The 22,296-nt window shown below is 71.8% G+C and carries 22 protein-coding genes; 9 read left to right on the top strand and 13 right to left on the bottom strand.

All coding sequences use genetic code 11. The annotated features are described in order from the left end of the window. Window positions 1-15: 15 nt before the first annotated feature. The 4 genes from AC07EG_RS26265 to AC07EG_RS26250 are packed head-to-tail and all read right to left on the bottom strand — an operon-like array spanning window position 16 to window position 3,518. Window positions 16-714 (bottom strand): response regulator, encoded by a 699-nt coding sequence (locus AC07EG_RS26265; protein WP_478255838.1) that lies wholly within the window; start codon window positions 712-714, stop codon window positions 16-18. After that, window positions 711-1,889: a sensor histidine kinase gene (locus AC07EG_RS26260; protein WP_478255837.1), complete on the bottom strand. Its 1,179-nt coding sequence runs from the start codon at window positions 1,887-1,889 to the stop codon at window positions 711-713. Before AC07EG_RS26260 ends, AC07EG_RS26265 begins: the two co-directional genes overlap by 4 nt. Before the next feature lie 13 nt (window positions 1,890-1,902). Then, window positions 1,903-2,616, bottom strand: coding sequence for a hypothetical protein (locus tag AC07EG_RS26255; protein WP_478255836.1), 714 nt, complete (start codon window positions 2,614-2,616; stop codon window positions 1,903-1,905). A 2-nt stretch (window positions 2,617-2,618) separates the two neighbouring features. Then, complete coding sequence (locus AC07EG_RS26250) at window positions 2,619-3,518, bottom strand: ABC transporter ATP-binding protein (protein WP_478255835.1); 900 nt, start codon at window positions 3,516-3,518, stop codon at window positions 2,619-2,621. Between the two features lie 240 nt (window positions 3,519-3,758). Between AC07EG_RS26250 and ku the strand changes: the two genes are divergently transcribed. Both ku and AC07EG_RS26240 read left to right on the top strand, forming a co-directional pair. Continuing rightward, window positions 3,759-4,604 (top strand): non-homologous end joining protein Ku, encoded by an 846-nt coding sequence (ku, locus tag AC07EG_RS26245; RefSeq protein ID WP_478255834.1) that lies wholly within the window; start codon window positions 3,759-3,761, stop codon window positions 4,602-4,604. Window positions 4,605-4,664: 60 nt separating this feature from the next. Next, on the top strand, window positions 4,665-4,856 hold the full coding sequence (locus tag AC07EG_RS26240; RefSeq protein WP_478255833.1) for a hypothetical protein: 192 nt from the start codon (window positions 4,665-4,667) through the stop codon (window positions 4,854-4,856). Between the two features lie 6 nt (window positions 4,857-4,862). On the opposite strand, the gene AC07EG_RS26235 is transcribed toward AC07EG_RS26240, so the two are convergent. Next, entirely contained in the window at window positions 4,863-5,342 is a 480-nt protein-coding gene (locus AC07EG_RS26235; protein WP_478255832.1) for a universal stress protein, read from the bottom strand. Window positions 5,343-5,533: 191 nt separating this feature from the next. Between AC07EG_RS26235 and AC07EG_RS26230 the strand changes: the two genes are divergently transcribed. Next, window positions 5,534-6,796 carry a ricin-type beta-trefoil lectin domain protein gene (locus AC07EG_RS26230; RefSeq protein ID WP_478255831.1) on the top strand — a complete coding sequence of 421 codons (1,263 nt, stop codon included), beginning with the start codon at window positions 5,534-5,536 and terminating at the stop codon, window positions 6,794-6,796. A 473-nt stretch (window positions 6,797-7,269) separates the two neighbouring features. Here the strand turns inward: AC07EG_RS26230 and AC07EG_RS26225 are convergent, their stop codons facing one another. After that, complete coding sequence (locus AC07EG_RS26225) at window positions 7,270-8,514, bottom strand: SGNH/GDSL hydrolase family protein (protein ID WP_478255830.1); 1,245 nt, start codon at window positions 8,512-8,514, stop codon at window positions 7,270-7,272. A gap of 145 nt (window positions 8,515-8,659) precedes the next feature. On the opposite strand from AC07EG_RS26225, the gene AC07EG_RS26220 reads away from it, so the two are divergent. After that, window positions 8,660-9,775 (top strand): DnaJ domain-containing protein, encoded by a 1,116-nt coding sequence (locus AC07EG_RS26220; protein WP_478255829.1) that lies wholly within the window; start codon window positions 8,660-8,662, stop codon window positions 9,773-9,775. Window positions 9,776-10,138: 363 nt separating this feature from the next. Here the strand turns inward: AC07EG_RS26220 and AC07EG_RS26215 are convergent, their stop codons facing one another. Genes AC07EG_RS26215 through AC07EG_RS26200 form a run of 4 tightly spaced genes read right to left on the bottom strand, consistent with a single transcriptional unit; the run spans window position 10,139 to window position 14,838 of the window. Continuing rightward, complete coding sequence (locus AC07EG_RS26215) at window positions 10,139-10,855, bottom strand: aminotransferase class IV (RefSeq protein ID WP_478255828.1); 717 nt, start codon at window positions 10,853-10,855, stop codon at window positions 10,139-10,141. Between the two features lie 52 nt (window positions 10,856-10,907). Then, window positions 10,908-11,930, bottom strand: coding sequence for a family 2 encapsulin nanocompartment cargo protein polyprenyl transferase (locus tag AC07EG_RS26210; RefSeq protein ID WP_478255827.1), 1,023 nt, complete (start codon window positions 11,928-11,930; stop codon window positions 10,908-10,910). 13 nt (window positions 11,931-11,943) lie between these two features. Then, a complete protein-coding gene (locus AC07EG_RS26205; RefSeq protein WP_478255826.1) occupies window positions 11,944-13,368 on the bottom strand; it encodes a family 2B encapsulin nanocompartment shell protein in 1,425 nt (474 codons plus the stop codon). A gap of 54 nt (window positions 13,369-13,422) precedes the next feature. Next, window positions 13,423-14,838: a family 2B encapsulin nanocompartment shell protein gene (locus tag AC07EG_RS26200; protein WP_478255825.1), complete on the bottom strand. Its 1,416-nt coding sequence runs from the start codon at window positions 14,836-14,838 to the stop codon at window positions 13,423-13,425. Window positions 14,839-15,624: 786 nt separating this feature from the next. Here AC07EG_RS26200 and AC07EG_RS26195 point away from each other — a divergent pair. Then, window positions 15,625-16,389, top strand: a complete 765-nt coding sequence (locus AC07EG_RS26195) for a bestrophin-like domain (RefSeq protein WP_478255824.1) — start codon at window positions 15,625-15,627, stop codon at window positions 16,387-16,389. Window positions 16,390-16,935: 546 nt separating this feature from the next. Here the strand turns inward: AC07EG_RS26195 and AC07EG_RS26190 are convergent. Beyond that, complete coding sequence (locus tag AC07EG_RS26190; RefSeq protein WP_478255823.1) at window positions 16,936-17,112, bottom strand: hypothetical protein; 177 nt, start codon at window positions 17,110-17,112, stop codon at window positions 16,936-16,938. Between the two features lie 86 nt (window positions 17,113-17,198). On the opposite strand from AC07EG_RS26190, the gene AC07EG_RS26185 reads away from it, so the two are divergent. Then, entirely contained in the window at window positions 17,199-17,411 is a 213-nt protein-coding gene (locus tag AC07EG_RS26185; RefSeq protein WP_478255822.1) for a hypothetical protein, read from the top strand. Window positions 17,412-17,418: 7 nt separating this feature from the next. On the opposite strand, the gene AC07EG_RS26180 is transcribed toward AC07EG_RS26185, so the two are convergent. Next, entirely contained in the window at window positions 17,419-17,820 is a 402-nt protein-coding gene (locus AC07EG_RS26180) for an SsgA family sporulation/cell division regulator (protein WP_478255821.1), read from the bottom strand. A 195-nt stretch (window positions 17,821-18,015) separates the two neighbouring features. Here AC07EG_RS26180 and AC07EG_RS26175 point away from each other — a divergent pair, with 195 nt between their 5' ends. After that, a complete protein-coding gene (locus tag AC07EG_RS26175; RefSeq protein WP_478255820.1) occupies window positions 18,016-18,669 on the top strand; it encodes a thiaminase II/PqqC family protein in 654 nt (217 codons plus the stop codon). On the opposite strand, the gene AC07EG_RS26170 is transcribed toward AC07EG_RS26175, so the two are convergent. Continuing rightward, window positions 18,657-20,738, bottom strand: coding sequence for a bifunctional diguanylate cyclase/phosphohydrolase (locus AC07EG_RS26170; protein ID WP_478255819.1), 2,082 nt, complete (start codon window positions 20,736-20,738; stop codon window positions 18,657-18,659). The genes AC07EG_RS26175 and AC07EG_RS26170 overlap by 13 nt on opposite strands. A gap of 204 nt (window positions 20,739-20,942) precedes the next feature. On the opposite strand from AC07EG_RS26170, the gene AC07EG_RS26165 reads away from it, so the two are divergent. Then, on the top strand, window positions 20,943-21,494 hold the full coding sequence (locus AC07EG_RS26165; protein WP_478255818.1) for a sigma-70 family RNA polymerase sigma factor: 552 nt from the start codon (window positions 20,943-20,945) through the stop codon (window positions 21,492-21,494). Beyond that, window positions 21,491-22,174: an anti-sigma factor family protein gene (locus AC07EG_RS26160; protein ID WP_478255817.1), complete on the top strand. Its 684-nt coding sequence runs from the start codon at window positions 21,491-21,493 to the stop codon at window positions 22,172-22,174. Before AC07EG_RS26165 ends, AC07EG_RS26160 begins: the two co-directional genes overlap by 4 nt. The last annotated feature ends 122 nt before the right edge of the window (window positions 22,175-22,296 follow it).

The following is a 22,296-nucleotide window of genomic DNA, read 5'->3' as shown; positions in this document are numbered from 1 at the left end:
CAGTCGCTGGCCAGCTCATTTCTTTGTTGCCGACCCACCACTGCCCGGTGTGAGGTTGGTCGCAGCCGGACCGGCGAGGCCGTTGTCGTGGGCGAAGACCACCGCCTGCAGCCGGTCCCGCAGCTCCAGCTTCGGCAGGATCCGGGTCAGGTGGGTCTTCACCGTGGTCACGCTGATGTAGAGCCGCTCGGCGATCTCGGCGTTGTTCAGCCCGCGGGCCACCAGCACCAGCACCTCGCGCTCGCGGCCGGTCAGCCGGGACAGGCGCGGGTCGGGTTCCCGGCGCGGCTCCCCGCGCAGTTCACGGGCCACCATCCGGTCGATGACCGACGGCGCGAGCACCCGGTCACCACGCAGCACCGCCCGCATCGCCACCAGCATCTCCTCACCGCTGGCGTCCTTGAGCAGGAAGCCGCCCGCGCCGGCCCTGGTCGCGGCGAGCACGTATTCGTCGAGGTCGAAGGTGGTCAGCACGAGGACCTTGACCGCGTCGTCGGCGGCGCAGATCTGTTCGGTGGCGCGAACACCGTCGAGCACCGGCATCCGCACGTCCATCAGCACCAGGTCCGGCCGCAGTTCCGCGGCCATCGCCACGGCCTGGGCGCCGTTCTCCGCTTCACCGGCCACGGTCAGGTCCGGGGCGCTCGACACCACCATGCGCAGGCCGCCGCGCATGAGGGCCTGGTCGTCGCAGACGAGCACGCGGTGGGTCACGCCTGCTCCAGCGGAAGCCGTGCGGTGACCCGGAACCCGCCGTCGGCGGTGGGTTCCGCGGTGAGCTCGCCCCCGAACATCGCCACCCGTTCACGCATGCCGAGCACACCGTAACCGCTGCCGCCCACCGCACCCTCCCTGGGCACTCCGCAACCCCCGTCGTTGACCACCGACAACCGGATCTCACGGCCGTCCCGCCCGGGTTCCCCGTGGTCGACGGTGACCGCGCAGCGGGCCCCGGCCGGGGCGTACCGCAGCACGTTGGTCAGCGCCTCCTGCACGATCCGGTGCACGGTCATCGCCGCACCCGGCGACACCCCGTCCGTGCTGCCGGAAACCGCCAGCCGGGTGGCCACCCCGGCCAGCCTGGCCTGGTCGGCGAGCCCGGCCAGCGCGCCGGTACCCGGCTGCGGTTCGGTGCCCGTCCCGGTTTCCCGCAGCACGCCGAGCACCCGCCGCAGTTCGCCGATGGCTTCGCGGCCGGTGCCGCTGATCGCCTTCAGCGCCGCGTCCACCGCGGCGGGGTCCCGCCGGCCCAGCAGCCGGGCGCCTTCGGACTGCATCACCATGGTGCTCACCGCGTGCGCCACCACGTCGTGCATCTCGCGGGCGATCCGCGCTCGTTCCTCGGCGACCGCCGCCCTGGCCAGCGCGTCCCGCTTCTCCTGCGCTTCCCGCGCCCGCTCGCGGGCCTCACCGAGCTGCTGCAACCGCACGCTCACCCCGTCGGCCACGGCCAGCGTCGCGACCAGGAACACCACCAGCCCGGCCAGCAGCACGAGCGCGCCCCTGGTGAACCCGGCGAGCCGGACCGCCCACAGCCCGCACAGCACCACGCTGACCGCCACCACCGGCCACAGCGCCCGCCGCGGCCCGTAGACCACCAGCGCGTAGACCAGCACCGCCAGCGCCAGGTCCGCCGGGAGCAGCGACTCGCGGGGGCCGGTGGTGAAGGCGATCTGCGTGGCGAACGCGGCCAGCGCGAACCCGGTGGCGGGCACCGGGAACCGGCGGCGGAACGGCACCGGCGCGATCAGCAGCGCGGTGAGCAGCCGCAGCTGCCAGTCCGAGTGGGACGAAAGCAGCACGGGCAGGGAGAGCAGGCCGAGCAGCCCGGTGAGGAACCAGTCGGTCACCACCGGGCGGGCCCGGACCCAGGACAGCACTGTGCGCACCCCGGTCAGCCAACTACGCGTCGCGCTTTTTGGCGACCGAGGTGGCGACGGCGAACAACACCACGGCGAACGCGGCGAAGTAGGCGGCCGAACCCCAGTGCCCCAGCGGCCCGGCCCGGCCGCTGACCAGGAAGGCCCCGGCGCGGAACGGCAGCCAGTCGCGCACGGCCTCGCCGAACCCGGGGATCAGGCCGAGCAGCATCTCGCCCTGCAGCACCCAGACCAGCAGCAGCGCCAGCGCACCCGCGGTGTGGCGCAGCAGCACCCCCACGGCCACCGCGACCACCGCGGAGATCGCGTGGAGCGGGCCGGAGCCGAGCACGATCCGCCAATCGGCCGCACCGGCCAGCGCCGCGGTCCGCTCCGGCGCCAGCAGTTCGGCGGTCAGCCAGGCGATCGGCCCGGCCAGCAGCCCGGCCAGCCCGGCGGCGGCCGACACCACCACCGCCTTCGCGACGAGCGCCGGGCTGCGGGCGGGCTCTGCCTGAAACGTCGCCCGGATGGTGCCGAAGCGGTACTCGGTGGTCACCGCGAGCGCCGCGAGCACCACCACCACGGCCAGGGCGATCCTGGTGCCGCTCTGCGTTTCGGCCACGCTGAGCTGGTTCTCCCCCGCCAAGGCCAGCAGCGCGGCGGTGCCGACCACGATGCCGAAGGCCGCGGTCAGGCACCACCACGGCGAGCGGGTGGAGAACAGTTTGATCCGTTCGGAAACCAGCAGGTTCACCGTCACACCGCCTGGTATTCGACCGCGTCACCGGTCAGCCGGAGGAACGCCGCTTCCAGCGAGCCGCGCTGCGGGCTCAGCTCGTGCAGGGGAATCCCGTTGTGGAAAGCCAGTTCGCCGAGTTTCGCGCTGTCCATCCCGGACACCACCAGGGCGTCGCCGTCGCGGGAGTACAACGCGCTTTCCCGGCTGAGCAGCGCACCGAGCAGATCACCGCGCGGGGTGCGGACCCGGACCGCGTTGTCGGCGGCACGGGCGATGAACTCCTCGGTGGCGCACTGCGCGATCAGCCTGCCGCGGCCGATCACCACCAGGTCCTGCGCGGTGAGCGCCATCTCGGCGAGCAGGTGGCTGGACACCAGCACGGTGCGCCCCTCGCCGGCCAGCCGGTGCAGGAACTTCCGCACCCACAGCACGCCCTCCGGGTCGAGCCCGTTCACCGGCTCGTCGAACAGCAGCACCTCGGGATCACCGAGGATGGCCGAGGCGATGCCGAGCCGCTGCGACATGCCGAGCGAGAACCCGCCCGCGCGCTTGCCCGCCACCTCGGTCAGCCCGACCTGGTCGAGCACCTCCGCCGCCCGGCCGCGGGGAATGCCGTTCGCCGCGGCCAGCCACTCCAGGTGCGCCCGCGCCGAGCGCTGCGGGTGCACCCAGCGGGCGTCGAGCAGGGCGCCGACCGTCCGCAGCGGGTGCTCGAGTTCGGCGTACGGCCGCCCGTTGACCAGCGCCCGCCCGCTGTCCGGCCGGTCGAGGCCGAGGACGACCCGCATCGTGGTCGACTTGCCCGCCCCGTTCGGGCCGAGGAATCCGGTCACCCGGCCCGGGTGCACGGTGAAGGTCAGGTCGTCGACCGCCTTCTTCGGGCCGTACCGCTTGGTCAGCCCGGTGGTCTCGATCATCGAAGCTCCTTTCCGCCTCGGCGAACACCGTGCCGTCCCGACGGTTCCGGCGCGTCGGCTCACCGGCCGCACCGGGTCGTCCCCGGAGACGACATCCGGGTAAGACCGGGGGAGGACGGCGCGCGTGACGGATGCACGTCAAGGACCTGCGATACGCATGGTGATCAGCGGTTCCGCCGGACCCCCCTGGCGGCGTAACGTTGGGCATCGAATGTGCCGGACGCGGAGGGGTTGGAAGCGATGCGCGCGATGTGGAAGGGCTCGGTGTCCTTCGGCCTGGTCACGATTCCGATCCACCTCTACGCCGCCACGGAGAACAAGAACGTGTCGCTGCGGCAGGTGCACGAAGAGGACGGCGGCCGCATCCAGTACAAGCGGTTCTGCACCATCGACGGCAAAGAGGTGCCCTACAGCGAGATCGCCAAGGGCTACGAACTCGACGACGGTGAGATGGTGGTGATCACCGACAGCGATCTGGCCGAACTCCCACTGTCCACTTCGAAGTCGATCGACGTGCTGGAGTTCGTGCCGCTGGAGTCGATCGACCCGATCTACTTCGACCGCACCTACTACCTCGAACCGCAGAAGGCGATGGCCAAGCCGTACGTGCTGCTGCGCGACGCGCTGCACAAGTCGGGCCACGTGGCGATCGCCAAGGTCGCGGTGCGCCAGCGGGAGTCGCTCGCGCTGCTGCGCGTGGTCGGCGACGTGCTGGTGATGACCACCATGCTGTGGCCCGACGAGGTGCGCACCGCCGACTTCGGCTTCCTGAACGAGGACCCGCCGCAGATCCGCGACCAGGAGATGGCGATGGCGGGCTCGCTGATCGACTCGCTGTCCGAGCCGGTGTTCGAGCAGGACAAGTACCGCGACCACTACCGCGAGGCGCTGGAGGCGCTGATCGAGGCGAAGGCCGCGGGCAAGCAGACCACCGCGGTGGCCGCCCCCGCCGAGGACGGTGACGTGGTCGACCTGATGGCCGCGCTGCAGGCCAGCGTCAGCGAAGCGAAGAAGAGCCGCCGGACCGAGGCGGTCACCGCCGAGAAGCCCAAGAAGAAGGCCGCGGCGAAGCAGAAGAGCGCCTGACGACACGCCGAGGGGGAGGCGGTGGTGCGGGGGCGTGAGCCATGGTGGTACCAAGGAGCGATGGAATGCGCTACCTGTGCCGCTGGTCTCGACCACTGCCACGGCACCCTGGTGCTGCACTTCGAGGCACAACCGGAGTGCACCGAGCCGGGGTGCGCCGATCTGGGCCGGGCCCGCCACCTGCTGGTCATCGACTGCCGCACCGTCGCCGGCGGCTGCGCCTGCACCGAAACGCACCTGGTCAGCGCCTGAGCGGCGTCATTCGCCGCGGACGACCACCACGGGGCAGCCCGCGTGCCGCACCACGCTGGACGAGGTGCTGCCCAGCAGCAGCTTGCTGAGCTTGCCGTGCCGGTGCGCGCCGACCACCACCGCGGCCGCGCCGGTCTCCTCGGCCAGCCGCACCAGCGTGTCGGCCACCGTCACGTCGTCGGCGACCGCGTGCCCGGTGGCGTCGAAGCCGTGCTCGGCGGCCAGCCGGGCACCCCAGGTGGCCAGCTGGTGCGCGGATTCGTAGGCCGCCTGGTCCACCGCCAGCCCGGTGCGGATGTCGACCGTGACCGGGGCGCCCTCGAGCCCGCTGAGCGGCAGGTTCAGCGGGCTGAACGCCTGCCCTGCCTCCCAGACGGTGACCACCAGCGCCCGGCGGGCGCCGAGCAGCCCGGCTGCCTGGCGGATCGCGTGCTCGGCGGTCGGCGTGCCGTCGAAGCCGATGAGGATCTGCGCGTCTTCGCTCATGGTGGTCCCACGGTACGCCCGGGGCATCCGGGTGCAACTCCTTGCCAGTTTCGTTGGCAACATTCATACTTTCGCCAATCACGGCAAAAGTGATTCGCGCGGGCAACGTCGCCTCACCGTGCGTTGGCCTGCGAACTCTCCCTCCCCAGTAGTTCCCCCCGGTAGTGCCACCGCAGCGAAAGGTGAGCGCGATGTCCGTTCGAAACCTCCCCCGCAAACGCAGAGCCGGCCGCTGGGCCGCCGCTGTGCTCGCCGTCGTGGCGGGCGGCAGCCTGGCGGTGGCCGCCCCGGCGGGCGGCAGCCCGGCCGCCGCTCCGCCCGCCACCACGGCGGTGACCTTCGCCGACGAGTTCAACCTCCCGGCCGGCACCCCGGTCGACGGCAGCAAGTGGCAGCTGGAGACCGGCGACAACGTCAACAACCACGAACGGCAGTACTACACGAACAGCACCAGCAACGCGGTGCACGACGGCCAGGGCAACCTGGTGATCACCGCGCGGCGCGAGAACCCGGCGAACTACCAGTGCTGGTACGGCCGGTGCGAGTACACCTCGGCCCGGCTGAACACCGCGGGCCGGTTCACCCAGGCGTACGGCCATTTCGAGGCCCGCATCAAGATGTCGCACGGCCAGGGCATGTGGCCCGCGTTCTGGATGCTGGGCAACAACATGGGCAGCGTCGGCTGGCCGGAGGCCGGCGAGATCGACATCATGGAGAACGTCGGCTTCGAGCCGTCCACCGTGCACGGCACCCTGCACGGGCCGGGGTACTCCGGTGCGGGCGGCATCGGGGCGGGCTATTCGATCGGCGGCCGGTTCACCGACGCCTTCCACACCTTCGCCGTCGACTGGTCACCGAACCGGATCACCTGGTCCGTGGACGGCAACGTGTACCAGACCCGCACGCCCGCCGACCTCAACGGCAACCGGTGGGTGTTCGACCACCCGTTCTTCATGATCCTGAACCTGGCGGTCGGCGGTTACTGGCCGGGTGACCCCGATTCGAGCACGCCGTTCCCGAACCAGCTGCTGGTCGACTACGTGCGGGTGACCAACGACGGCGGCGGTGGCTCCGGTGGGCAGATCACCGGTATCGGCGGCAAGTGCCTCGACGTGGCCGGGGCGAACACCGCCAACGGCACGCCGGTGCAGATCACCGACTGCAACGGCAACGCCGCGCAGAACTGGACCGTCGCCGGCGACGGCAGCATCCGCGCCCTCGGCAAGTGCCTCGACGTCTCGGGCGGCTCCACCGCGGACGGTGCGGTGGTGCAGCTGTGGGACTGCAACGGCACCGGTGCCCAGCGCTGGGCCACCCCGGCGGCGAAGGACATCGTCAACATCGCCGCGAACAAGTGCCTGGACGTGATCGGCGGTGGTTCGGCCAACGGCACCCGGACGCAGATCTGGACCTGCACCGGGGCGGCCAACCAGAAATGGAACATTCCCGCCTGACAACGGCGTCACCGCGGGAAGCAGAGGAGCAGGGCCGGGCGACCCCCGGCCCTGCTCCGCGCCCGGCTCGGCTTGCCGCCGAGGTTCTGGGCTCCCCACCGCGCCTGGCTCGGCCACCACAAGGCCCCGAGCCCTCATCGCGCCCAGCGGCCCCTGCCTGCTCCGGCGAGTTGCCCGCCGCGATCGGCGGCACCACCGCCACCACACCGGGCGAGTCGGGCTGTGGCTCGCTGATGGCGAGGTCCGGGCGATTCCTGGTCCTGCTTCGGCACCGGGTCGGCTCAGCCGCCCGGAGGCGATCGAGAACACCGCGGCCTCAATCCTCGCGGCCCACCGCGCCCACTCGCCTGAGGCTTCGGCGACGCATCCGCCGCGATCGGCGACACCGCCGGGCTGCGTGCCCGGACCGGCCCAGCCACCCAGGCGACGGCGCCGGACTGTGCTTGCTCAATGAGGGCGGTAGCGCCCGGGCGTCAGCGCACCAGGCGGTCGATCGGCACCACCGCGGCCATCGCGTCCATGCCGGCGTCGTTCGGGTGCAGGTGGTCGCCGGAGTCGTAGGCCGGGCGCAGCCGGGTGGGTTGCGCCGGGTCACCGGTCGCCCGGTCGAAGTCGATCACACCGTCGTACTCGCCCGAGGTGCGGATGAACTTGTTCAGCGCCTGCCGGTCCGCTTCGCCCTCGGGCGTGAAGTAGCCGGCCCCCTCGAACGGCAGCAGCGTCGCGCCGTACACCCGCAGTCCCAGCGACTTCGCCCGCGCGATGAACTGGCGGTGCACCGAAATCAGGTCCTCGACCGCCACCGCGCCCCGCGTGCCGCCGATGTCGTTGATGCCCAGCAGCAACACCACCGCCCGCACCCCGGCCTGCCCGCTGACGTCCCGGTCGAACCGCGCCATCGCGCTCTGCCCGGCCGCGCCCTGGTCGGTGAGCAGCCGCGCGCCGCCGATGCCGGTGTTGAGCACGCCGAACTCGGCCCGCTCCGGCCTGGTCAGCACCCGGGCGGCGACCCGGTCGGGGTAGCGGTGGTTGCGGTCCACCGTGGTGATCGCGCCGTCGGTGATGGAATCGCCGAAGAACACCGCCGAACCCGCGCTCGCCGCCCGCACGTCGACCCCGTCGAGCAGGAACCACGACGTGCCCAGCGGGGTGAACCCGGTGCCTTCGGCCGCGGTCTCGTTGCCCGGCGTGGTCCAGTTCGTGGCGAACGCCGAGCGGTGCTGGGTCAGCGGCCCGGTCGGCCCCGGCAGGTGCAGCGAAACGGTCAGGTCCGCGCCGTCGGGCACGGACAGCTCGATCGGGTCGGACACCCATTCCGCGCCGATCGGGATGGTGGTCATCCGCTCGCCGCCGAACCGGACCTGCCGCAGCGTGTCCTCGTCCACCCGCGGCCCGCCTCCGGCGTGCTGCACGGCCACGGTGGCCGCGCCGATGGCCAGCGGCGCGGTGCCGAACACGTTGGACAACCGCAGCCGGAGTTCGTCGCCGCCCACCGAGAGGTGCACGACCTGGCGCAGCGTGGTGTCGGTGAACCCGGTTTCGCCGGTGCCCGCCGAGGCGACGGTGACCCCGGTGGTCCACGAACCGACCCAGGCGGGACCCGCCCGGCCCTCCGGCGCGGTGGACGCGCCGGGCGCGGCGGTGAGCAGGAGCAGGCCGGTGGCGGCGAGCACGGTGCCACGGCGCAGGAAACGGAGGTGGGAACGAGTCGCTGGCATGCCGATCCCCTCAAGGCCGGTGCTGCACTACCGGCGAAAACCGCCGGACCCCTGATTTTCCGGCGCCCGCCGATGATCGTCAACCGCCATCGCGGCCAACCGGAAGGCGTGTCCGGCGACCGGAACCGGCGGCGGAGGACATATCGTGTCAGCGCGATCGCAGGAGGTGCGCCAGACCGTGCAAGGGGTCGACTACTACGAGCTGCTCGGGGTGCCCGAGAGCGCGTCGGCAGCGGAGATCAAATCGGCCTACCGCGCGCTGGCCAAGGCCATGCACCCGGACGCGGGCGGCACCTCGGACTCGTTCCGGCAGCTGCGCGAGGCCTACGAGACCCTCGCCGACCCGGACCGCCGCGCGGACTACGACCTCGGCGAGGAGTGGGAGCCGGAGGAGGAACCCGAGCCCGCCCGGCCCGCCCGCTACCGCCGCTGGGAGTTCGAGGACGAGTACGAACCGGTCTGCCCGCACCTGGAGGTCACCGAGATCCCGTGGTGGCCGCTGGTCGAGGCGCCGGGGCAGCGGCTCCCGCGTGACGGCCGCGGGCACGCGCCGTGGCTGCTGGTGGCGGCCGGTGGCCTGGCCCTGTGCCTGCCGATCCTGCTGCCGCTCGACGTCACCGCGCCGGTGGTGGTCACCTGGGTGCTGCTGGCCGCGATGGTCAGCGCGGCCTGCGCCTGGCTGGCCCGCGGGTACGCCGCCGACGTCAAGGCGGAGAAGGAGCTGACCGCGGAGTTCGGCGACGCGGCGGTGTTCGGCCGGACCGGGGCCGATCCCGACCAGATCGGCGAGCGGCTCACCGCCGAGCTGCTGGAGCGCTACCTGACCAAACTGCCCGGCCTGCGCGTGTTCCACAGCCTCGCCTGGCCCGGTTCGGTGTTCGCCGACACCGACCACGCCGTCCTTTCCGGCAGGCGGCTGGTGCTGGTCGAGTCGAAGGTGTGGCCGCCGGGTCACTACGCGCTCGACGAGCTCGGTGAGCTGACCCGCAACGGCAACCGCTTCCGCGGTGGCGGCACCAAGCTGCCCGAGGCGATCGAGGCGTTCCAGGACCTGCTGCCCGAGCTCGAGGTGCGCGGCGCGATCGTGCTCTACCCGAACCGGCCGGGCGAGATCACCACCGAGGACGACGACTGGCTCGCCCCGCCGATGACGCCGGAGCAGTTCGTGGTGGAGATCGGTGACTGGCTGGCGGAGAAACCGGCTGCGCTGGACCCGGCCGCCTTCCGGGCGCTGCGGGCCCAGGTGGTCTCCCAGCTGTAGGCCCAGTGCCCGAGCCCGGCCACCGCCAGCTCGGTGATACCGTCCACTTCGGACGGATCGACCTGGTGCTTGCCGGCGTCTTCGAGCAGCGCGCACATCCGCGACTCACCCCCAGCTTTCCCTTGCCCCGCACCACGGACTGCTCGGTGGCCCGGCAGACCGGTACTCCACCGAGACCGCCGCGCACAGGCCGTTGCCGGAGAAGGCGATCCGCCACGACACCCACACCGCCATGAGCTCGCCCGCCGCCGGTGGCGCGCTGTCGAAGGCGGGGCCGGGAAAGGTCTGGTGGTCGCTCGCCGGTGCCGCAGGCTCGCCATCCCGTCCACGTCCGCCCGGCCCCCTCAACACGTCGAACCCCGTTCACGTCACATAGGTCGGCGCGGTGGCAAGTGCGGTGCGGAAGCGGCCCAGCCGGGCGGTGTCCACCGGGGCGAGCGCGGGCCCCGGTGCGCCGGTCCAGCCGGTGACCGGGCTGATCCCGTGCAGGGCGTTGACCGCCCACACCTCGGTGCCTTCGAGGTCGGCCGGTTCGGCGTACTCCTCGCTCAGCGGGATGCCGAGTTCGGCGACGGTCACCGAGGGCAGCACCGGCAGGGTGCGCGCCGGGGCGCACAGGTGCTCGTCCCGCCACCAGAGCAGCGCGGCGTGCGCGGTCTCCAGCACGCAGCCGGACTCGTCGAGCAGCAGCGCGTCGTCGGCGCCGGTCTCCTGCGCGCGGGCGCGGAGTTCGCTGAGCAGCGGCAGGTCGGGGCCCTTGATCCGCGGGTGCGTGCGGACGACCGGCTCGGGCGGGATCCAGAGCCGGGTCTCCGGCCGGGGCGGGGGAGCGGGGCGCAGCCAGAACACCAGCGATCCGTCGGCGTGCGCCTCCACCCGGGGGAACCAGCGTTCGCGCAACGGCAGCTCGGCCACCATCGCCGCCCAGAACCTGTCCACGGAGGACTCCGGAATCCTGGCGACGGTGGTGGCCCCGCGGGTGAACCGGGCGCGGTGGCGGCGCAGGCCGCGCACCGCGCCCCGGTCGAGCAGGAAGGAGTCCACCACCAGAGCGTCCGTGGCCGGAACTTCCGTGGGCACCAGCCCACCCGCCCACGTCCACCGGCGGCGCTCGTTCACCCAACCAAGCTACCTAGTGATCTCGGTGGGTGGCCAGCTTCGCGAGCGTCTCGAGACCGGTCGCCGCGCGGAGTTCCGGGCGGGCGGCGCGCAGTCTCAGCCTGGCCTCGCCGAGCAGGTCGTCGGCCTGGGTCCGGCACCACGCCCGGCCACCGGCCAGCTCCACCAGTTCGGCGGCCCTGGCCAGCTCCGCTTCGGTCAGCGACGCGGACTCGTACAGCTCGGCCAGCTCCCGCCCGGCCGGGGTGCCCGAGGTCAGCGCCGCCACCACCGGCAGCGACTTCTTGCGGCTGCGCAGGTCGTTGTGCACCGGCTTCCCGGTCACCGCCGGATCACCCCAGATGCCGAGCAGGTCGTCGATGAACTGGAAGGCCAGCCCGAGCTGGTCGCCGAACAACCGCAGGTCACCCGCCCGCTCGGGGGCCGCGCCACCGGCCAGCGCCCCGAGCGCGCACGCGGCACCCACCAGCGCCCCGGTCTTGCGTTCGGCCATCCGGACGCATTCGCCCACCGTGACGTCCGAGCGGGTTTCGAAGGACAGATCGGCGATCTGCCCCTCCACCAGGTCCTGCACCGCCGAGCTGAGCACCCGCAGCGACGGCTGCCCGCTGTCGGCCAGCACCTCCATCGCCAGCGTGAGCAGCGCGTCCCCGGTCAGGATGGCCGCGCCGACGCCGAACACGTGCCACACGGTCGGCCGGTGCCGCCTGGTCAGGTCCCCGTCCATCACGTCGTCGTGCAGCAACGAGAAGTTGTGCACCAGCTCGATCGCCACCGCCGCCGGGATCGCGGCCGGGCCGCCGCCGACCGCCTCGGCGGAGAGCAGCGCCAGCGCCGGCCGCAGCGCCTTGCCGCCGTCACCGGTGGCCGGTCCGCCGCGTTCGTCGAGCCAGCCGAAGTGGTAACCGGCGATCCGCCGCAGCGAACCCGGCAGGGTGTCCACCGCCGCCCGCAGCGCCGGTTCGACCGAGGCCCGGCTCCAGGCCAGCACCTCGCTGCCCGTGCGCACGTCACCGATGGTTTCCACAGTGGACATACCGCACCCCTCCTCAGCGGGTGATCTCGGCGTTCTCCAGCACACCCAGCGCGTCGGGCACCAGGATGGCCACGGAGAAGTAGGCGCTGACCAGGTAGGAGATGACCGCCTGGTCGTTGATGCCGGTGAACCGCACGTTCAGCCCGGGCTCGTACTCGTCGGGCAGGCCGGTCTGGTGCAGCGCGACCACCCCGTGGTTCTCCTCACCGGTGCGCATGGCCAGGATCGAGGAGGTGCCGGTGTCGCTGATCGGGATCTTGTTCGACGGCAGCAGCGGCACCCCGCGCCACGCGTGCACCGGTTTGCCCTCGAGCTGCTTGCCGTCGGGGTAGATGCCGCGCTTGTTGCACTCGCGGCCGAACGCGGCGATCGTGCGCGGGTGCGCCAGGAAGAACGCGGTCTTGCGCCGCCTGCTCAGCAGTTCGTCGAGGTCGTCCGGGGTGGGCGGCCCGGTGCGGGTGTAGATGCGCTGCTTGAGGTCGGCGTTGTGCAGCAGGCCGAACTCGCGGTTGTTGAGCATCTCGTGCTCCTGCCGCTCGCGCAGGGCCTCCACGGTCAGCCGCAACTGCTGCTCGGTCTGGTTCATCGGGTGGTTGTAGAGGTCGGCGACGCGGCTGTGCACCCGCAGCACCGTCTGCGCCACGCTGAGCTGGTACTCGCGCGGGGACTGCTCGTAGTCGACGTAGGTGGACGGCAGCACGGCTTCGCCCTCGTGCCCGGAGGCCAGGTCGATCGCCGCCTCCCCGTGCTTGTTCTGCGCCTTCTTCGGATTGGCGCGGATCCGGTCCAGGTGCGCGCGCAGGTCGCCGGACCGCTCCAGCAGCGCGTCGATCTCCGCGCGGGACAGGGTGAGCACCGTGCACGGCGTGACGGCCTTGATGGTGAACTCCCAGATGCCGTCGCTCTCCAGCAGCACCTGGTTGCCGAGGTGGTCACCATCGGCCAGCACGCCGAGCACGGTCTGGTCGCCGTACTGCCCGGTGCCGATCTTGCTGACCTTGCCGTGGGCGATCAGCAGCACCTGGTCGGCCTGGTGGCCGAACTCCACGATCACCTCACCGGGGGCGAACTCCTGCTGGCGGAACCGGTCGGCGATGGCGTTCAGCACCGCGCCGTCTGCGCCGTTCCCGGCGTCCTCGAAATCCCGCAACGCGGGCAGTTCCCGCAGCTCCTGCGGGATCACCCGGACGTCGGCCCCGGTGTTGGTGAAGGTGACCCGGCCGTCGCCGACGGCGTAGCTGAGCCGGCGGTTCACCCGGTAGGAACCGCCGGGCACCTCGGTCCACGGCAGCATCCGCAGCAGCCAGCGCGGGGAGATGCCCTGCATCTGGGGGACGGACTTGGTGGTGGTGGCCAGGTTCCGCGCGGCCGCGGTGCCGAGGCTCTGCTGCCTCGGCTGGCCGCTGTCCACCCCTAGATCGGGTTCGGTGACTGTCATTTCGCTCCCCGGGTTCGTGCTCGGTCGGTCGGGCTGTTCTTGGGGGGTCCGGGCTCAGCCGTCGCGGCCGATCTCCACGTTCTCCAGCACCCCGAGCGCGTCGGGCACCAGGATCGCCGCGGAGTAGTAGGCGCTGACCAGGTAGGAGATGATCGCCTGCTCGTTGATCCCCATGAAGCGCACGGACAGCCCGGGCTGGTACTCGTCCGGGATACCGGTCTGGTGCAGCCCGATCACGCCCTGGCTGGCTTCCCCGGTCCGCATCAGCAGGATCGAGCTGGTGTTGGTGCTGGTCACCGGGATCTTGTTGCAGGGCAGGATGGGGATGCCGCGCCACGCGGGCACCCGGTGGCCCTCGATCTCGGCGGCGGCCGGGTAGAGCCCGCGCCGGTTGAACTCGCGGCCGATCGAGGCGATCGTGCGCGGGTGCGCCAGGAAGACCGCCGGGTCCTTCCAGACCACCGCGATCAGCTCGTCGAGGTCGTCCGGGGTGGGCGGGCCGGTGCGGGTGTGGATGCGCTGCTTGAGGTCGGCGTTGTGCAGCAGGCCGAAGCTCCGGTTGTTGATCATCTCGTGTTCCTGGCGCTCGCGGAGCGCCTCGATGGTCAGCCGCAACTGCTGCTCGGTCTGGTTCATCGGCTGGTTGTAGAGGTCGGCGACGCGGCTGTGCACCCGCAGCACGGTCTGCGCCACGCTCAGCTCGTACTCGCGCGGGCTGAGTTCGTAGTCGACGTAGGTGGACGGCAGTTCGGGTTCGCCCTCGTGCCCGGCGGACAGGTCGATCGCGGCTTCACCGTAGTCGTTCTGCGGCTGGGACCGGCAGCTGAGCGAACGCCGGACGTGCTCGCGCAGCAGTTCCGAGCCGCCGTTGAGGTCGCCGAGGGACTGCTCCCGCAGGGTGAGCACGATGCACGGGGTGACCGCCTTGACGGTGTAGTCCCACTGGCCCTGTTCCCCGGCCAGCACCTGGTCGCCGAGGTACTCGCCGTCGGCCAGCACACCCAGCACCGTCTGGTCGCCGTAGCGGCCGCGGCCGATCTTGTTCACCTTGCCGTGGGCGATCAGCAGCACCTGGTCGATCGGCGTGCCCGCTTCGACGATCACGTCGCCGGGCTGGAACTCCTGCTGCTGGAACCGGTTCGCCAGCGCGACGAGCAGTTCGTCGTCCTCGAAGCCCTTCAGCGTGGGCAGTTCGCGGAGTTCCTGGGGGATGACCCGGATCTCCGAGCCGGCGTTGGTGAAGCTGACGCGGCCGTCGCCGAGGGTGTAGCTCAGCCGCCGGTTGACCCGGTAGGCCCCGCCCTGCGCCTGCACCCACGGCAGCACCCGCAGCAGCCAGCGCGAGGAGATGCCCTGCATCTGGGGGACGGACTTGGTGGTGGTGGCCAGGTTCCGCGCGGCCGCGGTGCCAAGGCTGGACCGGGGCCGCTCCTCCCCGACACCCGGCTCGACCGATTCGGTCACAGTCACTGCGAATCCACCCATCTCTGGTTCGGAACAGTCCGGCAACACCGGAACTTTTTTCGGCACGGCGAAGAACCCGCGCAATCCACGAATTGCCGCGGACCGGCCGGCGATGGTATTCCCGATGATTTACCGTTGTCGATCCCCGGTGGTCGACGCCAGCGACGTTAGCACTGGTACAACTGGCACGGGAGTCACCCGAAAGTGCTTTCCGGCAAAAGCATTAGTGCAGGGTGGAAATCCCCCGGAATCCCACTGACCAGTATTTCTGGATACGCACGGTAGCGGCCGCAGCCCGGCTCGGCCACGAATGGACCACTGTGGCGGCTGGCGCTCCGCTGTTCGGGGGCGCGCGGGCCCGTCTGGCGAGTCCTTCCTGCGCCGAACGGACTCCGGCTCGCGGCCGGGTGGCGGGCGGTGCGCCACTGTCCGCTGTGGAGGGTCAGCCCGCCGGAAGACCGGTTTCGGTGACGGTCGGTGAGCACGGCGGCCCCGGACGGCCTAACCTTCGATCGGCCGAGGTCACCGGGTGGGGCGAACTGCTCGTGCCGGTTCTCCGCCACCGGCGGAAATGCTCCGAAACGGTGGTCTGATCGACTCCGGTTAATCAACCGGATGAACCGGCTCATGCCGTCTTGTGGTGCCGGATGCCGCTGGATAACTTGGTGCGTCAGCCGACCGGGCAGCCGGATGGGGTGGGGTTCTTTCCGGATGCTCCGGCGTTCGGCCAACAATTTTGCGGCCGGTATTCCCGGTCGTGCCGACAATCGTGTCCGGTGAGTCTGGAGTTCGATGAACATCTATCTGAGCGGCGTGTTGTGGGTCGTGGGCGCCGCGGTCGTCGCGGGGGTGACCGCGTACCTGGTGCGGCGGTTCGGGCTGTCCGAAGGCAGGCCCGGCAACAACGACGCGGCCGGGCAGGTGTTCACCATCGTCGCCGGTCTGCACGTGGTGCTGGTGGCCTTCGTGCTGATCTCGTTGTACGACGGGGTGAACGAGGCCAGCGAGAAGTCCTACGAGGAGGCCGACGGCCTGGTGGCGGTGGCCTGGGCGGCGGACTCGCTGCCCGAACCGGTCGCCGCCGACGTGCGCCGCTTCGCCGCCGAGTACGCCTCGACGGTGACCAACGAGGAGTGGCCGAAGCTGCAGGCGGGTGAACCGGTGCCCAAGACCGCCGAACGCCAGCTCGAGGACCTCCGCACGGCGATCACCAACGCGGAGGTCCCGGAGGACGACTTCGCGGTCGGCCGCAAGACCGAGGCGGTGGACAAGCTCTGGGAGGTCTACCAGGCCCGGCAGGCACGGCTCAACGGTTCCGGCGGCGCCGGCGTCGGGGTGGTGGTCTGGTTCGTGCTGATCATCGGCAGCGTGATCACCGTGCTGCTGCCGAACCTGTTCGGTGGCACCAAGCTGTTCACCCACGTGATCATCGTGTCCACCCTGGCGGGCACGATCACCCTGCTGCTGTTCGCCATCTACCAGCTGCAGAACCCGTTCGGGGGCGGCGCGCAGGTGGAGCCGGATGCCTTCCGGTGGGCCGTCGATCGGCTCGCCTGATGCGCCCCGCGCGCTACGGCGCCTGCGGGGCGGCGCTGGCCGCGGGGTTCACCCTGAGCTTCGCCGGTCCCGTGCTCGCCGGGGACGTCCCGGAAGCTGCCGACTCGCCGAGTGCGCTCGCCTCGGGTGCGCCGGGGCCCGTTGCTCCGCCGAGCCCCGTCACCACGGACGCTCCGGGGCCCGTCGCTCCGCCGAGTCCGCTTGCCGAGGGAGCTGCGGGGCCCGTCGCTCCGCCGAGTCCCCTCACCGAGGACTCGCCAGAGCCCGTTGCTTCGCTCGCGGCGAGCGCTGTGGCGCCTGTTGCCCCGCCGAGTGCCCGTACCGCGGATGCTCCGGGGCCCGCTGCTTCGCCTGGTGCGCTCACCGGGGACGCCCCGGAACCGGGTGCCCTGCCGAATGCGCTCGCTGCGGGGGTCGCACCGCCGAGTGCGCTCGCGCCCGGAGTCGTTCCACTGCCCAGCGCGCTCACCGCGCCCGGCGCCGGCCCGGTCTTCCCGCTGTTCGGTCCCGCCTTCCTGGTGGGCGACGTGCATCTGCAGCTGTGCATCATCTGGCCGCTCTGCCCACCGAAGCCACCGAAACCGCCGTGCCCGCCGCCGAAACCGCCACCACCGCCTCCGCCACCACCCCCACCACCCCCACCTCCACCACCCCCGCCTCCTCCGCCTCCGCCACCACCGGCGCCTGAGCCGCCTCCGCCTCCACCGCCGGAGCCGCCGGCACCGACGACCACCTCGCCGGCTCCGACCACCACCCGGCCACCGGCTCCCGAGACCACCACGCAACCGGCCCCGGCCACCCGGCAGGCCGTGGTTCCGCCGCCCCCGGAACCGCCGTCGCCGGAACCGGAATCGGCGCCGCCCCCCTCCTCGCGGAAGCGGGCGGCGCCGATCAAGCCGGTCGCGTCACCGGAACCGGACCGCGGGATGGACACCGAGGAGAAGCGCCGCTGGGGGCTCGCCGTCGTGGTGCTCACCCTCGGCGCGGGCGCTGCCGTGCGCGCGATCGCCCGGACCCGCTGAGGCGGCGTCAGACGTTGGTCAGCTCGTCGATGAGCGCGTCCACGTCGAAGAACGCCGCCTCGGCGCCGATCGGCACGATGCCCGAAGCCGCTTCGACGAAGCTCTCCACGTCGGTGCGCAGCAACTCGACCAGCGCGTAACCGCCGGGGGATTCGAACTCGACGGCGAGGAACTCCTCGTCGCGGGCCAGGTCCGGGCGGATGCGGACGTCGCCTTCGCCGACCGGGCCGACCAGGCCGGCGATCAGGATGTCGCGGGCGAAGGTCCAGTCCACCCAGGTGCCGTCGCCGGACTGGAAGGAGAGGGAGACCGCGAACGGCTCGGCCGCGTAGTAGGAGAAACGGGACAGCACGGGGGCGTCGGCGTCGCTGAGGGACACGAACTGGTGCTGGTGTACGGCGTCGTTCATCTCGGGCCACCTTCTTTCACTTCGGTCCCTATGGGGATGCGCGGTCCCGCGACCGCTTACGCGGTTTCGGCGGCCGTTCACGCGATCCGGTGTACGACGACCTGGTGGACGGGCCCGGCCACCACCCGAACCGGTGTACGGTGCTGATCACAGTCAGTCAGAAACTGGCGACTACCAGCGACAGGAGGAGACCGGATGACCGCATCGGAACTGCTGGCCTCGGTCCAGGCGGACCTGGCACCGCGCGATCGGGAGAACCGGCTGGTGCCGTTGATCACCGAAGGAAAAGCGCCTCGGGAGGTCTTCGCCACGATCGCCGCCGAGGAACTGCGCATCGTGCGGAGCGACTGGCGCAGCTGCCTCACCCTGGCTTCGCGCAGCGAAGATCCGGCGGTCCGGGAGTTCTTCGCCGATCTGGCCGCCGGTGAGCGGCTTGCGCTGGGCAAGTTGCCCGCCCTCGCCGCCGCTGCCGGATTGGACGAGGCCGCGCTCGACGCCTACGAGCCACAAGCGGGATGCCAGGCATACCCCGCCTACTTCGCCTGGCTTGCGCTGAACGGGGAACCGTCCGACGTCGTTGTGGCGCTCTACTCGAACTTCGCTGCCTGGGGCAGCTACTGCGCTTCGATCACCGGCGCGATGCGGGAGCAGTACGGGTTCGACGACGAAGCCTGCGCCTTCTTCGACTTCTTCGCCACGCCCGCACCCGGACAGGCGGAACAGGCCGCGGCCGCGGTCCAGACCGGCATCGACGCGGGCCGGGACGACCGCGAAGCCCGGCGGTACGCCCGGCTGTTCCAGAGCTACGAGCTGATGTTCTGGAACACGCTGGCCGATCAGCCCGGCTGAGCGGCGCCCGCGCGGGGGAGCGCCCCGAGCGCTCCCCGCGCGTGCAGGTCGAGGAACGCGGTCACCACCTGCGGGTCGAGCTGGGTGCCGCGGGCGTCGAGCAGTTCGCGCACGGCTTCGGCTTCGGTGCGGGCCGGCTGGTAGGGCCGGTCGGCGAGGATGGCGGCCCAGGTGTCGCAGACGGCCAGGATCCGCGCCTCGAACCGGATCGCGGACCCGGCGAGCCGGTCGGGGTACCCCTGGCCGTCGTAGCGTTCGTGGTGCTGGCGGATGACGTCGGCCACCTCGCCCAGCCCCGGCACGGCGAGCACCAGCCGGTAACCGTAGACCGGGTGCTGCCGGATCTGCTCCCATTCGGCGTCGGTCAGCGGCTCGCGCTTCTCCCAGATCTCCCGCGGCACCAGGATCTTGCCGACGTCGTGCAGCCGCCCGCCGAGTTCGGCGCGCCGGACGCTGGCCGGGGAGCGGCCCAGTTCCGCGGCCACCAGTCCCGCCCAGCGGCCGACCGCGCGGCCGTGCTCGTGCTCCGAAAGCCAGCTGTCCACCTCGTCGGCGATGCGCTGCAGGTAGGTGATCCCGGCGTCCTCGTCGGGCTCGGTCTCGGCGGGCCAGTCGACCACCCGGTCGCGCCCGCGGTGCTTCGCCGCGTAGAGCGCGCGGTCGGCGGCCCCGACCAGATCCGCGGGTGTCCTGCCGTGCAGGGGAAAGCTCGCCGTGCCCACGGAGATCGTCACCTCGATCGGGCGGTGCCCGCCGTCGATCTCGATCGGGCTGTCGGCCACCGCGCGCCGCACCCGTTCCCCGATCACCGCGGGTTCCTCGCCGCCGGTGCCCCGGATGAGCAGCGCGAACTCCTCGCCGCCGTAGCGCGCCAGGATGTCGGTGTCCCTGGTGGCCCGGCGCAGGCGGCGGCTGATCTCCACCAGCACGCGGTCGCCGGCGGGGTGGCCGTAGCGGTCGTTGATCGACTTGAAGTGGTCCACGTCGGCGATCAGCACGGCCAGCGGGGAACCGGCGCGCCGGGCGCGGGCGATCTCGGCGGGCAGTTCGGCCTCGAAGAAGCGGCGGGTGCGCAGTCCGGTGAGCGCGTCGGTGATCGCCAGCCTGCGCTGCTCGGAGACCAGTCCGGCGAGCCGGGCGATGGTCAGCACGAACAGGATCGCGCAGGCGCAGCCGACCACCGGGATCGAGGAGTAGGCCCCGTTCGCGTACTGCACCAGCAGCGTCGCCGGCGCGACCAGCGCGGCGGCGCACAGCGCGGTGATGCGCAGGGGCCCCGGACCGCGGTCGGGTGCCGCACCCGGATCGGTGAGGTGGGCCATGGTCGGGTGCAGCGCCGCGGCACCGAGCGCGAGGTTGCCGGAAAGCCAGAAGGCGTCGAGGAAGTTGCCCGCCGCGTAGGTCTGGTTGAGCTGCTGGAAGACGTACACGCTGTCGGCGGCGAAGAAGGCCAGCAGATTGGTCGACAGCAGCACGAACGCGGTGTTGCGGCGGCCGCGGCCGAGGATCAGCCGCACCGCCACGGCGAACATCGCCAGGTCCATCATCGGGTAGGCCACCGTGGCCACCTTCACCAGCAGCGGCGAGTGGGCCTCGGCCTGCGGCCCGATCAGGTACAGCCAGGACAGCATGCCCGCGACCACCGCCAGCAGCGCGGCGTCGAGCAGGCTGGGCACGTCCCGGCCGGTGTTGCGGCGGCGGATCAGCAGCACCAGCCCGGCCACCACGAGCGGGTAGTGCGACAGGTAGAGCACGTCGGCCACCGCGGGGAACGAGGTGATCTCCAGGATGAAGTGGGTGACGTAGAAGTTGGCGTCCGCGGCGGCGTAGATCACCTGGCTCAGCCCCAGCAGCACCCACGGCAGCCAGGACCGCGGCCGGTGGCGCACGCAGCCGAGCAGCACCGCCGCCGCGGCGGACGCGCTGACCAGGCAGTAGAGCGTGACGCGGAGGACCGGCGGCCCGCCGGTGAGCACGGTGGTGTAGTAGGCCACCACGGTCAGCGCGCCCGCCACCAGGTAACCCGCCCAGAACAGCTTGCTGCGAAGTGCCGACTTCCGCTTCTCCACGCCCTCTTCCGTCTTCGTGCGATGGGTCGCCGAATCGTCACCGTACGCTACCGCGTCAGCCGAACAGGGCAAGCCCTTCGGGTGGGCGGCGGAGCCGTGGCGAAAAGATTCGAACCGGTTCGGCGGAAGCCCCGTGTCCGTACCGCCGGTGCGTGGCACGGTTACGCGGTCACTGACGCGCCCACGGGCGGGGAGGAGAGCTGGATGGCGGCGTTGTGGTCCCGGAACCGGGAACCCGCGGCCGACGAGGCGCTGATCCGGACGGTCTACGAGGAGCACGGCCGCGCACTGCTGGCCTACGCGACCCGGCTGACCGGGGACCGGGCGGCCGCGGAGGACGTGGTCCAGGAGACACTCGTACGGGCGTGGCGCAATCCGGACGTGCTGGTCAACGGCAAGGGTTCGGTGCGCGGCTGGCTGCTCACCGTGGCGCGCAACATCATCACCGACCGGTTCCGGGCGAAGTCGGCCCGGCCGGCGGAGGTGGCCGAGGTACCGGAGAAACCGCCGGTGCAGCGGGACCACGCGGACTCGGTGGTGGACTCGGTGGTCGTGCTGGAGGCGCTGGACCAGCTCTCCGCCGACCACCGGGACGTGCTGGTGAAGATCTACTTCGAGGGCCGCAGCGTGAGCGAGGCGGCGGCGGCGCTGGGGGTGGCACCGGGCACGGTGAAGTCGAGATCGCACTACGCGCTCAGAACACTGCGGAACACGTCGCTGGGACGGCAGCTGGCGCTGAAGGGGGTGGCCGGATGAACACGGGACACGACGCGCACCTGCTCGGCGCCTACGCGCTGGGTGCGCTCGACGAGCGGGAGGGGCGCGCGGTGGAGGAACACGTCGCGACCTGCACGCGGTGTGCCGGTGAGCTGGCCGAGCTGCGGCAGCTGCACGACGCGCTCGGCGAGGTGCCGCCGGAGGCGGTGCTGGACGGCCCGCCCGAGGGCGGGGACCTGCTGCTGCAGCGCACGCTGCGGCAGGTGCGCGCCGAACGGGGCGGGCAGGAGCGCAAGCGGCGGTTCGCCGCCGGCGTGGCGGCGGCCGTGGTGGCCGCGGCCTTCCTCGGCGGCGGGGTGCTCGTCGGTCGGCAGACGGCGCCGGACGCACCGGAGGTGGTGGCGCTGCCGCCGGGCAGCCGGACCAGCACGGCCACCGACGCGGGAACGGGCGCGAGCATGACCGCCACGGTGAAACCGGCCGCGGGCTGGGTCCGGATCAGCACCGACATCAAGGGCATCCCGGCCGGGCAGAAGTGCCGGATCGTGGTGGTGGGCAAGGACGGCACCCGGGCCGAAGCGGGCAGCTGGCTGGTCTCCCCGGCAGGCGAACGGGACGGCACCGAACTGGACGGCGCGGCACTGGTGCCCCCGGACCAGGTGGCCGCCGTGGCAGTCGAGAACTTCGACGGCAGGACGTTCGTCTCGGTACCGGTGTAGGTGGTGGGGGGGGGGGGGGGGGGGGGGGGGAGAAGAACAAAAAACAACCCCCCCACATCACACCCGCCATCTTTTCTGTTTGCTATCCCCCCTCTTCCTCGTTAAGGTTTTTCTTCCTCTCT

The organism is Amycolatopsis sp. NPDC045836, assembly GCF_056431745.1.
The sequence above is the reverse complement of the archived record's forward strand: the minus strand, read 5'-3'. Positions and strand labels throughout refer to the sequence as shown.

Excerpts from the sequence above, each read along its gene's own strand:
- AC07EG_RS26195 (WP_478255824.1), top strand. The coding sequence starts at position 15,625 with ATGAACATCTATCTGAGCGGCGTGTTGTGGGTCGTGGGCGCCGCGGTC.
- AC07EG_RS26225 (WP_478255830.1), bottom strand. The coding sequence starts at position 8,514 with ATGCCAGCGACTCGTTCCCACCTCCGTTTCCTGCGCCGTGGCACCGTG.
- AC07EG_RS26235 (WP_478255832.1), bottom strand. The coding sequence starts at position 5,342 with ATGAGCGAAGACGCGCAGATCCTCATCGGCTTCGACGGCACGCCGACC.
- AC07EG_RS26175 (WP_478255820.1), top strand. The coding sequence starts at position 18,016 with ATGACCGCATCGGAACTGCTGGCCTCGGTCCAGGCGGACCTGGCACCG.
- AC07EG_RS26160 (WP_478255817.1), top strand. The coding sequence starts at position 21,491 with ATGAACACGGGACACGACGCGCACCTGCTCGGCGCCTACGCGCTGGGT.
- ku (WP_478255834.1), top strand. The coding sequence starts at position 3,759 with ATGCGCGCGATGTGGAAGGGCTCGGTGTCCTTCGGCCTGGTCACGATT.
- AC07EG_RS26230 (WP_478255831.1), top strand. The coding sequence starts at position 5,534 with ATGTCCGTTCGAAACCTCCCCCGCAAACGCAGAGCCGGCCGCTGGGCC.
- AC07EG_RS26240 (WP_478255833.1), top strand. The coding sequence starts at position 4,665 with ATGGAATGCGCTACCTGTGCCGCTGGTCTCGACCACTGCCACGGCACC.
- AC07EG_RS26180 (WP_478255821.1), bottom strand. The coding sequence starts at position 17,820 with ATGAACGACGCCGTACACCAGCACCAGTTCGTGTCCCTCAGCGACGCC.
- AC07EG_RS26205 (WP_478255826.1), bottom strand. The coding sequence starts at position 13,368 with ATGACAGTCACCGAACCCGATCTAGGGGTGGACAGCGGCCAGCCGAGG.
- AC07EG_RS26165 (WP_478255818.1), top strand. The coding sequence starts at position 20,943 with ATGGCGGCGTTGTGGTCCCGGAACCGGGAACCCGCGGCCGACGAGGCG.
- AC07EG_RS26210 (WP_478255827.1), bottom strand. The coding sequence starts at position 11,930 with ATGTCCACTGTGGAAACCATCGGTGACGTGCGCACGGGCAGCGAGGTG.
- AC07EG_RS26250 (WP_478255835.1), bottom strand. The coding sequence starts at position 3,518 with ATGATCGAGACCACCGGGCTGACCAAGCGGTACGGCCCGAAGAAGGCG.